This is a genomic window from Pseudocolwellia sp. G5-9 (genome assembly GCF_055808995.1).
In genome coordinates, this window is sequence record NZ_CM147893.1 from 4534657 (window position 1) to 4552267 (window position 17611).

Genomic DNA, 17611 nt, shown 5'->3' on the forward strand with positions numbered 1-17611 from the left:
TTTAAACCGTGATTAGTTTATTTTTAATTTTATTGGTGATTGAAGAAAGTAACTAAAAGATAGATGATATCAACACAAGTATTATTACAGCATGACTTAAACGAATGAATTTGCCTAATTTAAAACATTTACAATATTTTTTGTCTTTACATGAACATCAAAACTTTAATCGGGCTGCAGCAGCTTGTTATGTAAGCCAATCAACATTAAGTAGCGCGATATTAAAACTTGAAGAACAACTTCACTGTCAGTTAATTGAAAGAGATCATAAATCTTTTATTTTTACTGCACAGGGCTTATCTATTGTAAAAATGGCGAGAGAGCTATTAGTGTCTACTAATGAGCTGGTTACCTATGCTCAACAACAAGGAAACCCTAATGGTGGGTCAATTAGAATAGGTTGTATTCATACCATAGCTCCTTATTTATTGACTGATTTTTTACATTCCTGTCAAAAAAATATACCGGATCTTTCACTATATTTAATAGAGAGTACAACAGAAAACCTCATGCTAATGTTAGCCAACGGTGAGATTGATTTAATTGTACTGGCTTTACCCGTTGGCAAACACGGTTTTAAAAGTAAAGTCGTAGGTAAAGATTCATTTTATTTGGCAGGTAATAGTGAGTTAGTAAGACATTATTCGGAGAATAAAGACTATAAAGGTTTGCCACCACAAAGTGTTTTTTTATTGTCTGAAGAACATTGTTTAACAGATCATGCTGTATCAGCTTGTAACTTTACCGATAAAAGTCTCATAAATCCTTTCTTAGCATCTAGTATTTCTACTTTAATACAAATGACGTCATATCATAACGGAATGACTTTTTTACCGAGTATGGCGGTTAAGAAGGGGGTTGGAGTAAATGAAAACTTAACCATTACAAAGCTTGATAATTCTATGTACAGAGATATTGGTATTATGTGGCGTCCTACCACTGTTCGACAGCAGTTGTTTTTAAAATTAGCGGACTTAATCTCTGATCTTCTTTAGAGCGTTTAGGCCTTTTAGGTAACCTCAACTCGGGTTAATGAATGTTAGCGAATGAATTAAAGTTATTATTTATCAAAGGCTTAATGTGTATCGTTGTTTTCCTAAGCTATATTAGCTTCTCAACATTGATATTTTTGTGTATAACAAGGCGAATTTTTCTATCTAATAGCTGGCTATTAGTAATAAATTCAACGAAGTTAGACGTAAAAATAGCTTGTTGAGTAACTTTGCTTATCCCGAGCTGAGGTTAGGTATACATTTTGTTCAAATTAAATGCTATTTAATTTAGGCGTCATTCTATGTAAAAGAGCAACACCAACGAGTGAATGGCGTTTAAATGAACCTGTAAGGCAATGCTAGTTTGGCATTTCTGCTGTGTTATCGTTTTCTTAAGTACGAAACGCATGAATGAATTGACCTATTTTACACGAAGAATAAATGGTCATATACACAGGTTCATCGTTCCAGACTGAACCTAAGCATCTACTTCCTGTAGGTGAGGATTTTATATAGAGCGACTATGCTACACTCCTTGCGGCGAGATCAATAAATATTTAATTCGAACAAAAATAAACATAAAAGATCTATAGACCTAATTAAAGAGATACTAGAAAAGATACGTTTTTATAAGATGTTAAATTGGAATCTGTGAATAAACAAGTAAGTGGCTTATTAATCAATAAGACCACTTATTAGAATAATCAATTAATGTAGGTTTTTGCTGTTTTTACATTGAATAGCGTTTTTATCTTTAGGTGTATCACCATGCATTAAGTGATCTTTACTTTGAGAGGTTTGATTAAAAGATAATTTAGCGAGAATTTGCTGTAATTTGTCATTAAAGATAGTTGCTAATTCAAATATTTCATTCTTTTTAGTGAAACTAGATGCAGGTATGTATTCACTAGGAATAGATGATGTTAGATTGAGTAAAGGCCTATTAATAACTTCATTAAAACTATTTATTGAAAATATATTTATTTTTTTATGTTCTTCAACAAGTTTTATCACTTGGTTAGATGAGATACCTGAAGTGGTATAAGTTACTGTTTGAACAATAAACTGTTTGTCTGCAGCATGAGAAATAGTAGAGCATAAAGCAACTGTACAAAGTACGGTTGTTATAAATACTGAGACGACTTTAGATTTCATTGTTAATTCCATTATGTTTATTATCTGTTCGATGGCTTGTTGTAAGTTAAACAGTAGATAAAAATGTAACTAATTATATATCATTGACAATATAACTTCCTACACTTTTAATGCTAATTTTATAAGATAAATAACATAATTATCAAGATAAACAGCGTGATTAATAGACAAATATTGTTTTAACTAAATAAATATACATAAAAACTGTGTAAATATACAGAGTAATCAATTTATTTAATAGGCTATTTTATTGGATTTAAAGGGGGGGTTATAGATGATTAAAATGGATTATCTCTATAATTAGCCCTATCTACATACCGATAGGGCTGTGCTAATTTTTAACTAATGAGCTTGTTTTTTTAGCGTACGATAATGGTGTAAAAGAGGCTCTGTATAGCCGCTTGGCTGGCTTTCCCCTAAAAATACGAGTTGTGTTGCTGCTTCAAAAGCTAAACTATTATCTAAATGATCAGCAATGGGTACATAAAGCGGATCGTTTTTATTTTGTTCATCTACTATTTTTGCCATTTTAGTAAAACTTTGCATCACTTGTTCTTTAGTACAAACATTGTGCTTAATCCAGTTGGCTATGTGCTGACTAGAAATACGTAATGTAGCTCTATCTTCCATTAATGCAACATTATTTATATCAGGCACTTTTGAACAGCCAATGCCTTGATCTATCCAGCGTACAACATAACCCAATATGCCCTGCACGTTGTTATCTATTTCATTGATGATTTCTTCTTCAGACCAGTTAATTTCATCTGCAAGTGGGATAGTAAGAATATCATCTACTGAAGCAGGTATTCTTTTTAATAATTTTTTCTGGACATCAAATACGTTTACCTCATGATAATGCAGAGCGTGTAGCGTTGCTGCTGTTGGTGAAGGGACCCAAGCTGTTGATGCGCCTGATTTTGGGTGGTCAATTTTAGAGGTAAGCATGTTTTTCATTTGATCTGGAATGGCCCACATGCCTTTACCTATTTGTGCTTTACCGCTAAACCCACAGGCCAAACCAATATCTACATTGTTGTTTTCGTAAGCGCCAATCCATACTTTGTTTTTAATTTCTGCTTTTCGAGCAAAAGGACCAGCACACATAGAGGTGTGTATTTCATCACCGGTTCTATCTAAAAAGCCAGTATTAATAAATACAACACGTTCTTTAGCTGCATAAATACATGATTTTAAATTAATACTGGTTCTACGTTCTTCATCCATTATGCCCATTTTTATTGTAAGCTTAGGCAAAGACAGCATGTGTTCAACACGTTCAAATAATGTATTAGTAAAGGCGACTTCTTCAGGGCCATGCATTTTAGGTTTTACAATATAAATTGATTTTTTGCGAGAGTTTTTAATAGTTTGGCTGTTTTTAATATTATGCATAGCAATTAATGAAGTAATAACGGCATCAACTATACCTTCAGGTACTTCGTTATTGTGTTGATCTAATATTGCAGGTGTTGTCATTAAATGACCTACATTACGAACAAACATTAAACTACGACCTTTTAAGATAATTTCATTATCACTTAGGCCTTGGTATATTCGATCTTTTGCCATTACACGTTTTATGCTTTTACCATTTTTAATAATAGATTCTTCTAAATTACCTTTGTTTAAGCCTAGCCAGTTTTTATAGGTAGTAATTTTATCTTCAACGTCTACTGCAGCTACTGAATCTTCACAATCCATTATGGTGGTTAATGCTGACTCTAAGGTGATGTCGCTTATGCCTGCTTTGTCTGTTTTAGCTATTTCACTTGCTGAATTAAAGTTGATTTCAAAGTGCAAACCGTTTTGTACAAATAGCAATGCTTTGGGTGATTGGATTTCACCTGTATAGCCTTTGAATAATTGGGGTGTTTGAAGCTGAGTTGTTTCGTTATTACTAAGTTTGGCGACAAGGCTATTGTCAATGACTTCGTATTTAACTACATCACTATGGCTAGCATTTGCTAAAGGAATTGTTTTATCAAGAAAGTCTCTTCCAAAGGCTATTACTTTATTACCACGTAGTGGATTGTACTGCGTTGCTTTTTCAGCGCCGTTCTCATCAGATATTATATCGCTACCATATAATGCATCATATAAACTTCCCCAGCGGGCATTTACTGCATTGAGTGCAAATCGAGCATTCATTACAGGGACTACAAGCTGAGGGCCGGCTAATATTGCTAATTCATCGTCTACGTTTGATGTTGAAATATTAAAATTTGGTGCTTCTGTAGCGATGTAGTTTATTGCTTTTAAGAACTGTTTATATTGTTTGAAGTTAAATAACTCGCCTGAATTTTCTTGATGCCATTGATCAATTTTTTCCTGCATGCTTTCTCGTATAGCGAGTAAGTTTTTATTTATGGGGCTTAGGTCAGTTATAAGCTTAGAGAAATCCCTCCAAAAAGTGTCATTGTTAACATCAATTCCAGGTAGAACTTCATGGGCAATAAAGTTATAAAATTTTTCATCTATTTGTAAATTATCAATATTTTTTCTAGTAGACATGATTTTTATCCATGGTTGTATTGATGTTGAAATGATTCATTATTTCTTTCAAAATTTATTTCTTTTTCTAAGGTAATGCAATCTATGCTAACTGCATTAAATTTTAAATTTAACTTAAATAATATGTTTTTATTTTAACTGTTTGTATTTTAATGTTTTAATTTTATTTTGTGCTTTTTATTTAAATTCATGATAAGTATTATTCATTGTGTGAATTTAAACTTTGTTTTTTGTGGTCTCTCATGAATGTAAGTCGATAAATTTCTAGTTTAAAATTTTTAATAATTACTTTTTAAATCGTTAAATAAAGTAAAAAAACATAAAAGGAATTAAAAAAGGGCTTACTATTGCTGTAATTACAGCTGATAAAATTAAAGCTAAAGATCCATAAGCAGAATGTTCGTAACTGATCTTACTTATCGTTGCTGTGCCTAGTGCATGGCTTGCTGCACCAATTGCTAAACCTTGGGCCTCAGCAGATTTTACATTAATAAAATTTAGCCAACTAGGCCCTAATAATGCGCCAAAAAAACCGGCAAGAATAATAGCAAATGCTGTGATTGCGCTATTACCGTTTAATGCCTCTGTAAGCGATATTCCTATGGGGGTAGTGACTGACTTTAAAGATAAAGACACTGCAATTTCTGGTATAGCAATAAGCGACATTGTTAGTAACATACTTACAGGAATAACAATAAATACACCTAATGTTAATAATAATACGATGACTTTCCATTGACGTTTTATCGTATGTAATTGCTGATATAAAGGAAAACCTAGTGCAACTACTGCAGGCTCTATAAGATTAGTCAGTAGTTGTGTTGATTCAAAGTATTGCTGAAATGGCATATCTATATAAAGTATAAATATTGCAATAACAAAAATAGATAGCAACAAAGGGTTTATCCATATAGCTTTTGATTTAATCTGCATTTTGGTAAATGCTTGGTAAATGCCTATCGTAGATACTATAAGTATGGTTGATAGTACTACTGAAGGTAATTGATCTATAAGCATAGTTTATATTACAAAGATGTCGAGTGACTTGTTGTTTGTGTATTATTTTGCTTTTTCATTGTTCTCTCAAAAAGTAACCCAACAATGGTAAGCAGAATAAATGTACTCATAAATATAATAAAAACGATAGCTAGGCCGTGTTGTTGAATTAATTCGAAGTGTTCAATAATTCCAACCCCAGCAGGAACAAAGCAAATACTCATATTTTTAATGGCCCATTCAATACTTAATTTTATTCTATCTACAGATAATATTTTAAAATGCAACAGTAAGGTAAAACATATTAAACCATACAAACTAGAAGGTAATCCTCCAATGAGATAGACGGTAAGCTTTCCTATAACGACACAGCCTGTAACAGCTAAAATACTATAAATAATATCTTTCATTATATGGAACCTTATTGAATAACTTTAATTAGCATTCTGACGCTGCTTCAACAACAAGTTGTCTAAACCATATGTGGCTAGCATCGTGATGTAAAAGTGGGCTCCAAATCATTTTAAGTTCAATATCTGGGATATCGAAAGGAGGGCTAACAATCGTGTAGTTATTATCGTTCTTATGTAGCATAGCTGCTTTAGTTGGTAATGTTGCAACTAAACCATCTTCATAGGCTAATTGCATGGCTACATGGTAGTTACGAGTGAAAACTTTTATATCTCGTTTTTTGCCAAGTCTCGCTAATGATTCATCTACCCAACCTAGTTTTTGTACGTCTTTAGGATCCATTCCTACACCTACACCAAAACCTGTTTTAGATACCCAAACATGCTTAGATGAGAGGTAACTGTTTAAGTTAAACTTAGCAACTACTGGATTATCTGCACTTAATAAACAAGAAAATGTATCTCGCCATACCGTTTTTTGATGGAATGATTGAGGCAGTTCATCAAAGCGGTTAATGGCCATATCAATTTTACCTGCTTCAACGTCATGAAACGTTACATCACTTGGTGTCATTATATCAATAGTCACGTTGGGTGCTATTCTATTAACTTTTTTAAGGAGGATAGGTAATAGAGTAGAAGCTGCGTAGTCGCTAGCCATAATTCTAAAAACACGTTGACTCTTTTCAACGTTAAACTCTTCTTCACCTTGTAGTGCTTCTTCTAGCTCTAATAAAATTTTTCTTATAGCAGGAGCTAAAGCTCTTGATCTCTCCGTAGGCACCATTCCATCGGAAGTTCTCACTAGAATCGGATCATTAAATAAAGTTCTTAATCGCTTTAATCCGTTACTCATAGCAGGTTGAGTAATATTTAATTGGCTAGCTGCCCTTGTTACGTTTTTCTCTCTTAATAACACGTCTAAATAAATAAGAAGGTTTAAATCTATTTTTGAAATATTCATGATATTAATAGCCCGTAGTTAAATTATAAATGAAGTATATTTCATTTGTATCTAGGTACATTAAGTCATTTTTTAACTTAATTTACTTTTTGGTTTTTATACGCCTGTTTGAAAATAATGTATTTTTAATTAACTATTGTAATTAAAGGTTTTAATTATTATTTTGTATAAAAATAATACGTTGTATTTATTTTAATGATGGTAGGGATAGATTATATATATTTAGTAAATGTTTGTCGATCAATTAATCTTTGTGTTGTTAGTTTTGTATTGTTTCAGTTGTTACTACATAACATCAACTGATTTTAATCATAAATTCTAATGCTAAGTTTTCAGTAAACTTACTTAGATAAATATAAAAAATTGGAGATAACCATGTCTACTTACCAAAGTGCTATTGAGGCAGTAAAAAAAATTAAGTCACAAGCTGGAGATTCTTGGGATGCTATTAACCCAGAATCAGTTGCACGTATGAGAATACAAAATAAGTTCAAAACGGGTTTAGATATCGCTCAGTATACTGCGAATATCATGCGTGCTGATATGGAAGCTTATGATGCTGATAGCTCTAAATATACGCAATCTTTAGGTTGCTGGCATGGTTTTGTTGGTCAACAAAAAATGATTTCTATCAAAAAACATTTTGGTGGTAAAACAGATCGTCGCTATTTGTACCTTTCTGGTTGGATGGTTGCTGCGTTACGTAGTGAATTAGGGCCTCTTCCTGATCAGTCTATGCATGAAAAAACTACTGTAGCTACCTTAGTTAAAGAGCTTTACACTTTCTTACGTCAAGCTGATGCGCGTGAATTAGGTGATCTCTTTCGTAAACTAGACAACGCAGATGAGGCAGATAAAGCGGCTATTCAGTACCAAATTGATAATCATGTTACTCATGTTGTGCCTATTATTGCTGATATTGATGCAGGTTTTGGTAACGCAGAAGCTACATATTTAATGGCTAAGCAAATGATTGAAGCAGGTGCCTGTGCACTTCAAATTGAAAATCAAGTTGCTGATGAAAAACAATGTGGTCATCAAGATGGAAAAGTGACGGTGCCACATGCTGATTTTCACTCTAAGATCCGTGCATTACGTCACGCTTTCTTAGAGTTAGGTATCGATAATGGTATTATTGTTGCTCGTACAGATTCTGAAGGTGCTGGTCTTACTAAAGAGATCGCAGTCGTTAAAGAACCGGGTGATCAAGGTGATCAATATAATTCTTATCTCGACGTTGAAGAAGTTGATGTAGCTAACATGGCTGAAGGTGATGTATGTTTTAACCGAAATGGTAAAATTGTACGTCCTAAGCGTTTACCTTCTGGTTTATATCAGTTTCGTGAAGGTACGGGAGAAGAGCGTTGTGTATTTGATAGTATTGAAGCTATCAAGGCGGGAGCTGATCTTCTTTGGATTGAAACAGCAACACCAAATGTTGCAGATATTACCGCTATGATGAATGAAGTTCGTAAAGAAATACCAAACGCTAAGCTTGTTTATAATAACAGCCCATCATTTAACTGGACGCTTAACTTCCGTCAGCAAGCTTATGATGCCATGGTTGAAGCTGGTGAAGATGTTTCTAGTTATACTCGTGCTGATTTAATGAATGTTGAGTACGACAATACTGAGTTGTCTAAACGAGCTGACGATAAGATCCGTAGCTTTCAATCAGATACTTCTCGCGATGCCGGAATCTTCCATCACTTGATCACACTTCCTACTTATCACACTACAGCATTATCAGTAGATAATTTAGCTAAAGAGTACTTTGGTGATGCCGCTATGCTGGGTTATGTTGAAGGTGTACAACGTAAAGAGATACGTCAAGGTATCGCCTGTGTTAAGCATCAGAACATGTCAGGATCTGATATTGGAGATGATCACAAAGAATATTTTGCTGGCGAAAATGCACTTAAAGCTGGTGGTGAGAAAAATACGTCTAATCAGTTTTAGTTTTTTATACCGACTGTATAAAAAGCAGACAATAAAAAACCGTACATTTGTACGGTTTTTTTATAAGTAGAATTACGAAAAAATATGGTTTTAAAAACTATACACTAGCGTAATAGCTGTTTGGGTATCTGTTCTTTCATTACCCTCTGCAACTTCAGTATTATGGTCTATTTTAAATGAAAACTTTAACTGTAATGTTTCAATTAATTTAGTGGTAATTGAAGATTCAGCTTTATACTTACTATTTTCACCTGATTTTGGCGCATATTTAGCACTTAATGTTTGTTTAAATTGAACAAAGTTATTTATTTTTCTTAAATAAAGTACTTGAGCTTGAACAATAAATGCACTGTTAGTTACGTCACTATCTTTTAATACGTCACGCTTATAACCTGGACCAATATCTGCGAAAAAAGAAGCGACTTCTGTTTTATACCATTCACGACCCCAACCAGCCGAAAGTGAACTTTGGCTATCAAAGTTGCCTGTTTTACTATCTTCATAAGCTAAGTCACCATATACATAGCTTTTTTTAGCTTTATTTAAGGTGTAATTGGTTTTTGATTCAATGGTCCACTTTTGATCTGTGGTTTCAAAGTTTTCAGAGCCGTCAGCTTGTATTGTATCTGCTTTTTTGATTAATAAGTCAAAAGCAAGTGTGCTACGCCATAAATCTTTTTCGTATTTTAAATCGTATCCGGCCTTTAAATCGGTACTTCTTGTATTACCTGATTTAAAAAGCATACCTAATTCAGCAGATGATGTTATTGCTGACTTTTCAGCTGGCTCAGCAGCTAAGGCTACTGAGCTAGTTAATGTTAAGCCAAGAGACGCGGCTACAATTAATTTATGGTCCATATTAGTCTTCTTTATTCATGTGCAAACCCATTTGTGGGTAAGGGATTTCAATGCCAGCTTCGTCTAGAGACACTTTAATTGTTTCTAATAATTCAAAGTATACTGGCCAGTAATCTGCCGATTTAACCCAAGGACGAAGCACTAAATTTACAGAACTATCAGCTAGTTCACTTACACCAATAGTTACAGCCTGATCTTTTAATACTAATTCATGTTCATTTGCTATTTTAGCTAATATTTCTTTAGTTTTAGCAAGATCGGCGTCGTAGCTTACACCAATAACTAAATCGATTCTACGTGTAGGTTTAGTCGAATAGTTAGTAATTGTACCGCCAGTAATTGCTGAATTTGGAATAATGACTGTTTTATTATCACCAGATCTTAACTGTGTAGAAAATATGTGAATTTCTTCAACTACGCCTGCAGTACCCGCTACTTCTACAAAGTCACCACTTTTAAACGGTTTTAATACGATAAGTAATACACCTGAAGCAAAGTTAGATAAAGAACCTTGAAGTGCTAAACCAACAGCTAAACCAGCAGCACCAATAATAGCGACTAGAGATGTTGTATTAAAGCCCATGTGAGAAATAGCAGCAATAATAGAAACGAAGAATATTAGGCTAAATAAAATACTACCTACAAAGCTTGAAACGGCTTTATCAATATTCTTAGCAAGCATAACTTTAATAATCGTATTACTTATAAGTCTTGCAACCCATTTACCGATGACGATGATCGCAATAGCGATAGCAAAATCAATTAAATATTGTAGAAATAAGCCTTGGTTTTCTGAAAACCATTTGTTGATCATGTCCATGTGTTTATCCTTTAGTTGTGTATGTTTTTTATTTTAGAACAAAAAGAGTATATAGCATGTTTTTTATTATAAAAAGGTAGGGGATGAAAAAATGTTAATATTTTGTTAAATATTTTTATATGGTTTGGGATATTGTTCATCAGATAATAAAAAAGGGTAAATATAAAAATTATATTTACCCTTTTTATAGTTCAAACGCTGCTGAATTTAACTATTATATTTTTTACACATATTATCTAGCGATACAGGATTGATTTTACTGGCATTACCAGCAGTTCCAAAAGCTTCGTATCTATCTTTACAAATAGAGTGCATCGCCTTTACTGACTGCGCCAAATATTTACGTGGATCAAATTCAGCTGGGTTTTCAGCCATATAACGTCTAATTGCACCTGTTGAAGCTAAACGTAAGTCAGTATCAATATTAATTTTTCTTACGCCGTTTTTAATACCTTCTTGAATTTGCTCAATAGGTACACCGTATGTTTCATTAATAGCTCCACCATTTTCGTTGATGATAGCTAACCAATCTTGTGGTACTGATGAAGAACCATGCATAACGAGATGAGTATTAGGTATGCGTTTGTTAATCGCTTTAATACGATCAATTGCAAGAATGTCGTCAGTAGGTGGGCGAGTAAATTTATAAGCACCATGAGATGTGCCACATGCAATAGCTAATGCATCTACATTAGTTTTAGCCACAAAGTCGGCGGCTTCTTCAGGATCTGTGAGCATTTGTTCTTTATCTAATATACCTTCAGCTCCAACGCCATCTTCTTCTCCAGCCATACCTGTTTCTAAAGAGCCTAAACAACCCAACTCTCCTTCTACAGATACACCACAAGCATGTGCTATTTCTACTGTTCGTCTAGTTACATCTACATTATATTCATAACTCGAAGGGGTTTTTCCGTCTTCAAGTAATGAGCCGTCCATCATAACTGAAGAGAAGCCTAACTGAATAGCGCGTTGGCATATAGCAAGTGAAGTGCCGTGATCTTGATGCATTACAACAGGAATATGTGGGAATTCTTCTATGGCTGCTAGTATTAAATGTTTTAAGAATGGGGCTCCTGCATAGGCTCTTGCTCCAGCGGAAGCTTGTAAAATTACAGGGCTATTTGTTTCGTTAGCAGCGAGCATAATAGCTCTAACTTGCTCAAGATTATTTACATTAAATGCAGGTATTCCATAACCATATTCCGCCGCATGATCTAACATTTGACGCATAGAAATTAATGCCATTACAACACTCCTAAAGTTTAAATAGACTTTTGATTGGTTTCGTTTCGAAACAAAATATGTTTCATGGTGTAATTGTATCAGAAAAAAATACACATTAGCATAGCGAAATTTTGGGATGTAATGCTATGAAATCTATGTTTTAAGCTTTTTATGGGAGAATGTACTAATTTTACAACAATATTTGATGATAAAGATGGTTTTTGTATGTTTCGTTTCGAAATTTATGTAATTTTACAACAAAAGCTGTTTTAATTTTTTATATTTTTTTTGGCTTTTAAATTTATATATTTTATAAGGACACAAAAATATCTATGTATACCGGTTACCAATCGAGAGGCTATTTCAGAGTGCTTGAGCGATATCAATTCAAGGCACTGCTTTGTAATAATGGCGTCCCCTTATAAAAAGCACTGTTGATGAAGTGATTTTGCTCAAGCGCTTCTTCGATGGGTCTAAAAACAATTTATGCTTCGTTATTAACTTTAGTCGGGTTCCTACATGGATCTAGGACATTAGGGGAAAGCAGGAGTAGTTACCGAGAATAACCATAACGTAAACTTAATGCCTTGCATACATGGATGTAGACCTTAGATTAAATTTGGAGCGTAAAATCTGTGCCTAAATTGTTTTTAGTTCCCACTGAAACCTGCATCTTGAATGATAACGGGTATATATTAGTGCGCGTTGACCTTTTGGGTTTAAATTTTATTTAAATGAACGAGTAAAGCAACGCTAGTTGGGTATTTCTGCTGCGTTATCGTTTTCTTAAGTAGAATAACCACGTATTAAAAAACGAAGCTTTACATAATAACAAAACTAGCTAACCTCAGCTCGGGATAAGCAAAGTTACTCAACAAGCTATTTTTATGCCTAACTTCGTTGAATTTATTACTAATAGCTAGCTATTAGATAGAAAAATTCGCCTTGTTATACACAAAAATATCAATGTTGAGAGACGAATATAACTTAGGAAAACAACGGTACAGGTTAAGGTTTTGATAAATAATAATTTTAATTCATTATCTAACATTCATTAACCCGAGTTGAGGTTAGCTATTGCAAAAATATACCCCTGAGGTCACACGTTTTAGTTTGTTTATTAAAAAAGTTTGAAGATTAAGATAAATAAAGAAGTGTTTAGTATAAATGTTAAATTGTAATTCAACCTGTTTCGATTATATGAAACAGGCTGAATTAATTATGCTTTAGCAAGTAATACTATTTACCGCGTTGCTCTAAAATTTCAACAGCGGGTAATACTTTGCCTTCAACAAACTCTAAAAATGCGCCACCGCCTGTTGAGATGTATGATACTTGATCTGCAAGGTCAAACTTATCAATAGCGGCTAAAGTATCGCCACCGCCAGCAATTGAAAAGGCATCACTTTCAGCAATAGCTCGAGCAACGATTTCAGTGCCTTTAGCAAATGCATCAAACTCAAATACACCACATGGGCCATTCCAAAGAATGGTTTTTGCATTTTTTAATATTTCAGCTGCTTGTGCTGCTGATTTAGGGCCGTAATCGATAATTTCTTCGTCGCTTGTGATTTCGCTTGGATCTTTAACGGTTGTTACCGAATTATCGTTCCATTCACTAAAGCCTTCTTTTGTTGTTGTTACGTCTTGAGCAAAAATAACTTCAGTTTCTCTACATAAGCGTTGTGCTTCAGGAATCAGGTCTTTTTCGTATAACGAGTTACCTACTTCATGACCGGCAGCGGCAACAAATGTATTTGAAATACCACCACCAACAACAAGTACATCGGCAATTTTAGATAACGCATCTAAAACTGTTAATTTAGTAGAAACCTTTGAACCACCTACTACTGCAACTAATGGGCGAGCAGGGTTATCAAGTGCTTTACCTAAAGCTTCTAATTCAGCTGACAGTAAAGGACCCGCAGCAGCGACAGGAGCAAATTTAGCTACGCCATGTGTAGAAGCATGAGCGCGATGAGCAGTACCAAAAGCATCCATAACAAAAACGTCACATAATGCGGCTAATTTTTTAGATAGAGCTTCGTCGTTAGCTTTTTCGCCAAGGTTAAAACGTATGTTTTCAAATACAACCAGTTCACCAGCAACAGATTCAACACCGTTTAAGTAATCTTTCTCTAACCTTACTGGAAAGTTCAATGCTGCTGCTAAGTAGTCAACAACAGGTTGTAATGAAAATTCGTCATTAGCTTCGCCTTCAGTAGGGCGTCCTAAATGTGACATAACCATCACTTTAGCGCCAGCTTCTAAAGCTAGCTTTAACGTTGGTAATGCCGCTCTTAAGCGAGCATCAGACGTAATTTTTCCGTCTTGAATTGGTACGTTTAAGTCTTCTCTAATAAGTACACGTTTTTGTGATAAATCTAGATCGGCCATTTTAATAATAGACATTTTGGATCCCTATAATTTGTTAAATTAAAATTGTTAAATTAAATTGTTTATGTGTAGCTTTGTTTTAAAGATACTTAGCCATAACGCTTGCGGTATCTAACATTCTGTTAGCAAAGCCCCATTCGTTGTCACACCATATTAATAGTTTAACTAGGCGTTTATGACTAACACGTGTTTGGTTACCATCGACGATACATGAATGTGGATCATGATTAAAATCAACAGAAACTAACGGTTCTTCGGTATACCCTAATATGCCTTGTAGGCCATTATTTTTACTGTTCTGTATTGCTTGGTTAATTGCTTTTATATCAACATCTTTAGATACGGTTAAGCTTAAATCCATTGCTGTTACATTTATGGTTGGTACTCGTACGGCAATGGCTTCAAAACGGCCTGAAAACTTAGGTAATATCCTCTCAATACCAACAGCAAGTTTAGTATCTACAGGAATAATAGAATGACTTGCCGCTCTGGCTCTTCTTAAATCAGGATGATAAGCATCAATAACTTGTTGATCATGCATTGAAGAGTGAATAGTGGTTATTGTTCCACTTTCAACACCAAAAGCATCATCAATAGCATTAATAACAGGTACTACGCAGTTAGTTGTGCAAGAGCCATTAGAAACAATATTATGTTTTTGAGATAAAAGGTGGTGGTTAACACCATAGATAATAGTCGCGTCAACTTCTGCATCACTTGAAGCAGGGTGTGAATACAATACTTTTTTCGCACCTTGTTTTAAGTGTTGTTCACCTTGATCGTATTGATCAAATTTACCTGTACATTCAAGTACTATATCTACTTGGTGTTTAGCCCAAGGAAGACTAGATAATTGTTTTTCGTGAGATAAGTGAGTGAGTTTACCATTTATTAGTAAATGCTCATTGTGAAGTTCTACAGGAAAAGAGAAGCGTCCGTGAGTTGAATCGTATTTTAATAAGTGAGCAATACCTTCGGGTGTTGCAATTTCATTAATAGCGACCAGATTAAATTCATCTGATCTATTGCTTTCAAATAAAGCGCGAGCAACGTTGCGACCAATTCTTCCAAAACCATTTATGGCGATATTTATAGACATAGAAACTACAAAATAAAAAAGAACCTGAAAAACAGGTTCTTTTGTTTAAGGATTTAAATTAAAGACTTTTAACTGTTTTAACAATATTGTCTACTGTAAAACCAAAGTGCTCTAATAATACATTGCCAGGAGCAGACTCACCGAATGTTGTCATGCCGATGATTTTTCCAGCAAAGCCAACATACTTGTACCAAAAATCAGTATGAGCAGCTTCAATAGAAACTCTTTTGGTAACGCTAGATGGTAAAACGGCTTCTTTGTATGCAGCATCTTGCTCATCAAAAATGCTTGTTGATGGCATTGATACTACGCGAACTTTATCGCCTAGTTGTTCAGCTGCTTGCATTGCTATACCAACTTCAGAACCTGTAGCAATTAAAATAACCTCAGGTGTACCAGCACTGTCTTTTAATATATAAGCACCTTTAGCTATGTTATTTACTTGTTCAGTTGTTCTTGATTGAGCAGGTAAACCTTGGCGTGAAAAGATAAGTGATGTAGGGGCATTTTGACGTTGAATAGCGTTTTTCCATGCTACTGCAGACTCAGTTGCATCAGCTGGACGCCATGTCACCATGTTAGGTGTGTTACGTAAATTAGCTAATTGTTCTACAGGTTGATGTGTTGGACCATCTTCACCTTGACCAATTGAATCATGCGTATAAACAAAAATATTCTGAATGCCCATAAGTGCTGACATACGTACTGCGTTTCTAGCGTATTCCATGAACATCATGAAAGTTGCGCCGTAGTTAATAAAACCACCGTGCAAAGAAATACCATTCATAATGCCGCTCATACCAAATTCACGTACGCCGTAAAAAATGTAGTTACCTGCAGTATCTTCTTGAATACCTTTTGAACCAGACCATAATGTTAAGTTTGAACCGGCTAAATCAGCGGAGCCACCTAATAATTCAGGCAATATTTGACCAAAGGCTTCGATAGCGTTTTGAGATGCTTTGCGAGATGCTATGTTTTCAGCTTTATCTTGGCATTGTGCGATATATTCATTGGCTTTTTGTTCAAACTCAGCAGGTAAGTCACCTTTGATAACACGACGTTCATATTCTGCTGCTAATTCAGGGTAAGCTGTTTTATAGGCTGAAAATGCATCGTTCCATTGTGCTTGTTTAGTTTGGCCTTTTTCTTGTTGGTTCCATTGTGCTGCAATATCTGCAGGGATAGTAAACGGAGCATGTGGCCAATTTAAAAATTCACGTGTTGCTGCAATTTCGTCGTCACCTAAAGGTGCGCCATGACAATCATGACTACCTGATTTGTTTGGTGAACCAAAACCTATAATTGTTTTACAACAAATCATGGTTGGTTTGTCAGTAACTGATTTGGCTTCTGCAATTGCTGCTGTAATTTGCTCAGGGTTATGACCGTCTACACTGATCACATGCCAGCCGTATGAAGCAAATCTTTCTGGTGTATTGTCTGTAAACCAACCTTCAACTTCACCATCAATTGAAATACCGTTGTCATCCCAAAATGCGATAAGTTTACCTAAGCCTAAAGTACCTGCTAATGAACATACTTCATGAGAAATACCTTCCATTAAACAACCGTCACCTAAGAAACAGTATGTAAAGTGATCAACAATCGCATGATCTTCACGGTTAAATTGCGCCGCTAACGTTTTTTCAGCAATCGCCATGCCTACAGCGTTAGAAATACCAGCACCTAAAGGGCCTGTCGTTGTTTCAACGCCTGGAGTATAACCGTACTCAGGATGACCAGGTGTTTTAGAATGTAATTGACGGAAGTTTTTTAAATCATCTAGTGATACGTCATAACCAGTTAAATGTAATAGAGAATAAATAAGCATTGAGCCGTGGCCGTTAGACAAAACAAATCTGTCTCGGTTTACCCATTTTGGATCCGTTGGATTATGATTTAAAAAATCACGCCATAAAACTTCAGCTATATCAGCCATACCCATAGGTGCACCTGGGTGACCTGATTTTGCTTTTTGAACAGCATCCATACTTAATGCTCGTATTGCGTTCGCTAGTTCTTGACGAGATGTCATAATTACTCCGCTTAGAATTGATAGGATTTATAAATATGTGCATTTTCACCTGAACGTACCTATAACTCAAATGTTATTCTGCTATTTGTTATATTTTATTTGTAAAGACATATCATTTTTGAGTATGAAAATGAAATATACCTATAAATTTTAGGTGATTATCAGTATATTAATGACTCACT

The 17611-nt window shown here is 34.6% G+C and carries 13 protein-coding genes; 2 read left to right on the forward strand and 11 right to left on the reverse strand.

The window, feature by feature from the left end; genetic code table 11:
* The first annotated feature begins 104 nt into the window (after nucleotides 1-104).
* On the forward strand, nucleotides 105-995 hold the full coding sequence (locus tag AC0L5Q_RS19775; protein WP_473613258.1) for a LysR substrate-binding domain-containing protein: 891 nt from the start codon (nucleotides 105-107) through the stop codon (nucleotides 993-995).
* A gap of 705 nt (nucleotides 996-1700) precedes the next feature.
* Here the strand turns inward: AC0L5Q_RS19775 and AC0L5Q_RS19780 are convergent.
* The 5 genes from AC0L5Q_RS19780 to AC0L5Q_RS19800 form a co-directional block, all read right to left on the reverse strand.
* Nucleotides 1701-2147 carry a hypothetical protein gene (locus AC0L5Q_RS19780; protein WP_473613259.1) on the reverse strand — a complete coding sequence of 149 codons (447 nt, stop codon included), beginning with the start codon at nucleotides 2145-2147 and terminating at the stop codon, nucleotides 1701-1703.
* Between the two features lie 342 nt (nucleotides 2148-2489).
* On the reverse strand, nucleotides 2490-4661 hold the full coding sequence (locus tag AC0L5Q_RS19785) for a malate synthase G (RefSeq protein WP_473613260.1): 2172 nt from the start codon (nucleotides 4659-4661) through the stop codon (nucleotides 2490-2492).
* A gap of 300 nt (nucleotides 4662-4961) precedes the next feature.
* The gene (locus tag AC0L5Q_RS19790) at nucleotides 4962-5678 is read right to left on the reverse strand and encodes an LrgB family protein (RefSeq protein WP_473613261.1); all 717 of its coding nucleotides are present in this window, start codon (nucleotides 5676-5678) and stop codon (nucleotides 4962-4964) included.
* Between the two features lie 8 nt (nucleotides 5679-5686).
* A complete protein-coding gene (locus AC0L5Q_RS19795) occupies nucleotides 5687-6067 on the reverse strand; it encodes a CidA/LrgA family protein (RefSeq protein WP_473613262.1) in 381 nt (126 codons plus the stop codon).
* 28 nt (nucleotides 6068-6095) lie between these two features.
* On the reverse strand, nucleotides 6096-7031 hold the full coding sequence (locus AC0L5Q_RS19800; RefSeq protein WP_473613263.1) for a LysR family transcriptional regulator: 936 nt from the start codon (nucleotides 7029-7031) through the stop codon (nucleotides 6096-6098).
* A 375-nt stretch (nucleotides 7032-7406) separates the two neighbouring features.
* Here AC0L5Q_RS19800 and AC0L5Q_RS19805 point away from each other — a divergent pair, with 375 nt between their 5' ends.
* Nucleotides 7407-8990, forward strand: a complete 1584-nt coding sequence (locus AC0L5Q_RS19805) for an isocitrate lyase (protein ID WP_473613264.1) — start codon at nucleotides 7407-7409, stop codon at nucleotides 8988-8990.
* A 90-nt stretch (nucleotides 8991-9080) separates the two neighbouring features.
* Here the strand turns inward: AC0L5Q_RS19805 and AC0L5Q_RS19810 are convergent, their stop codons facing one another.
* The 6 genes from AC0L5Q_RS19810 to tkt form a co-directional block, all read right to left on the reverse strand.
* Nucleotides 9081-9848, reverse strand: coding sequence for a DUF481 domain-containing protein (locus AC0L5Q_RS19810; RefSeq protein ID WP_473613265.1), 768 nt, complete (start codon nucleotides 9846-9848; stop codon nucleotides 9081-9083).
* A 1-nt stretch (nucleotide 9849) separates the two neighbouring features.
* Nucleotides 9850-10668 carry a mechanosensitive ion channel family protein gene (locus AC0L5Q_RS19815; RefSeq protein WP_473613266.1) on the reverse strand — a complete coding sequence of 273 codons (819 nt, stop codon included), beginning with the start codon at nucleotides 10666-10668 and terminating at the stop codon, nucleotides 9850-9852.
* Nucleotides 10669-10875: 207 nt separating this feature from the next.
* Complete coding sequence (gene fba / locus AC0L5Q_RS19820) at nucleotides 10876-11916, reverse strand: class II fructose-bisphosphate aldolase (protein WP_473613267.1); 1041 nt, start codon at nucleotides 11914-11916, stop codon at nucleotides 10876-10878.
* A gap of 1218 nt (nucleotides 11917-13134) precedes the next feature.
* Nucleotides 13135-14307 (reverse strand): phosphoglycerate kinase, encoded by a 1173-nt coding sequence (locus tag AC0L5Q_RS19825; RefSeq protein ID WP_473613268.1) that lies wholly within the window; start codon nucleotides 14305-14307, stop codon nucleotides 13135-13137.
* A 64-nt stretch (nucleotides 14308-14371) separates the two neighbouring features.
* Nucleotides 14372-15391: an erythrose-4-phosphate dehydrogenase gene (gene epd, locus AC0L5Q_RS19830; RefSeq protein ID WP_473613269.1), complete on the reverse strand. Its 1020-nt coding sequence runs from the start codon at nucleotides 15389-15391 to the stop codon at nucleotides 14372-14374.
* Between the two features lie 58 nt (nucleotides 15392-15449).
* Nucleotides 15450-17429, reverse strand: coding sequence for a transketolase (tkt, locus tag AC0L5Q_RS19835; protein WP_473613270.1), 1980 nt, complete (start codon nucleotides 17427-17429; stop codon nucleotides 15450-15452).
* Nucleotides 17430-17611: the final 182 nt, after the last annotated feature.

Coding starts and splice junctions, on each gene's coding strand:
- epd (WP_473613269.1), bottom strand. CDS start 15,391: ATGTCTATAAATATCGCCATAAATGGTTTTGGAAGAATTGGTCGCAAC.
- AC0L5Q_RS19795 (WP_473613262.1), bottom strand. CDS start 6,067: ATGAAAGATATTATTTATAGTATTTTAGCTGTTACAGGCTGTGTCGTT.
- AC0L5Q_RS19815 (WP_473613266.1), bottom strand. CDS start 10,668: ATGGACATGATCAACAAATGGTTTTCAGAAAACCAAGGCTTATTTCTA.
- AC0L5Q_RS19825 (WP_473613268.1), bottom strand. CDS start 14,307: ATGTCTATTATTAAAATGGCCGATCTAGATTTATCACAAAAACGTGTA.
- AC0L5Q_RS19805 (WP_473613264.1), top strand. CDS start 7,407: ATGTCTACTTACCAAAGTGCTATTGAGGCAGTAAAAAAAATTAAGTCA.
- AC0L5Q_RS19780 (WP_473613259.1), bottom strand. CDS start 2,147: ATGAAATCTAAAGTCGTCTCAGTATTTATAACAACCGTACTTTGTACA.
- AC0L5Q_RS19800 (WP_473613263.1), bottom strand. CDS start 7,031: ATGAATATTTCAAAAATAGATTTAAACCTTCTTATTTATTTAGACGTG.
- AC0L5Q_RS19785 (WP_473613260.1), bottom strand. CDS start 4,661: ATGTCTACTAGAAAAAATATTGATAATTTACAAATAGATGAAAAATTT.
- tkt (WP_473613270.1), bottom strand. CDS start 17,429: ATGACATCTCGTCAAGAACTAGCGAACGCAATACGAGCATTAAGTATG.
- AC0L5Q_RS19775 (WP_473613258.1), top strand. CDS start 105: ATGAATTTGCCTAATTTAAAACATTTACAATATTTTTTGTCTTTACAT.
- fba (WP_473613267.1), bottom strand. CDS start 11,916: ATGGCATTAATTTCTATGCGTCAAATGTTAGATCATGCGGCGGAATAT.
- AC0L5Q_RS19790 (WP_473613261.1), bottom strand. CDS start 5,678: ATGCTTATAGATCAATTACCTTCAGTAGTACTATCAACCATACTTATA.
- AC0L5Q_RS19810 (WP_473613265.1), bottom strand. CDS start 9,848: ATGGACCATAAATTAATTGTAGCCGCGTCTCTTGGCTTAACATTAACT.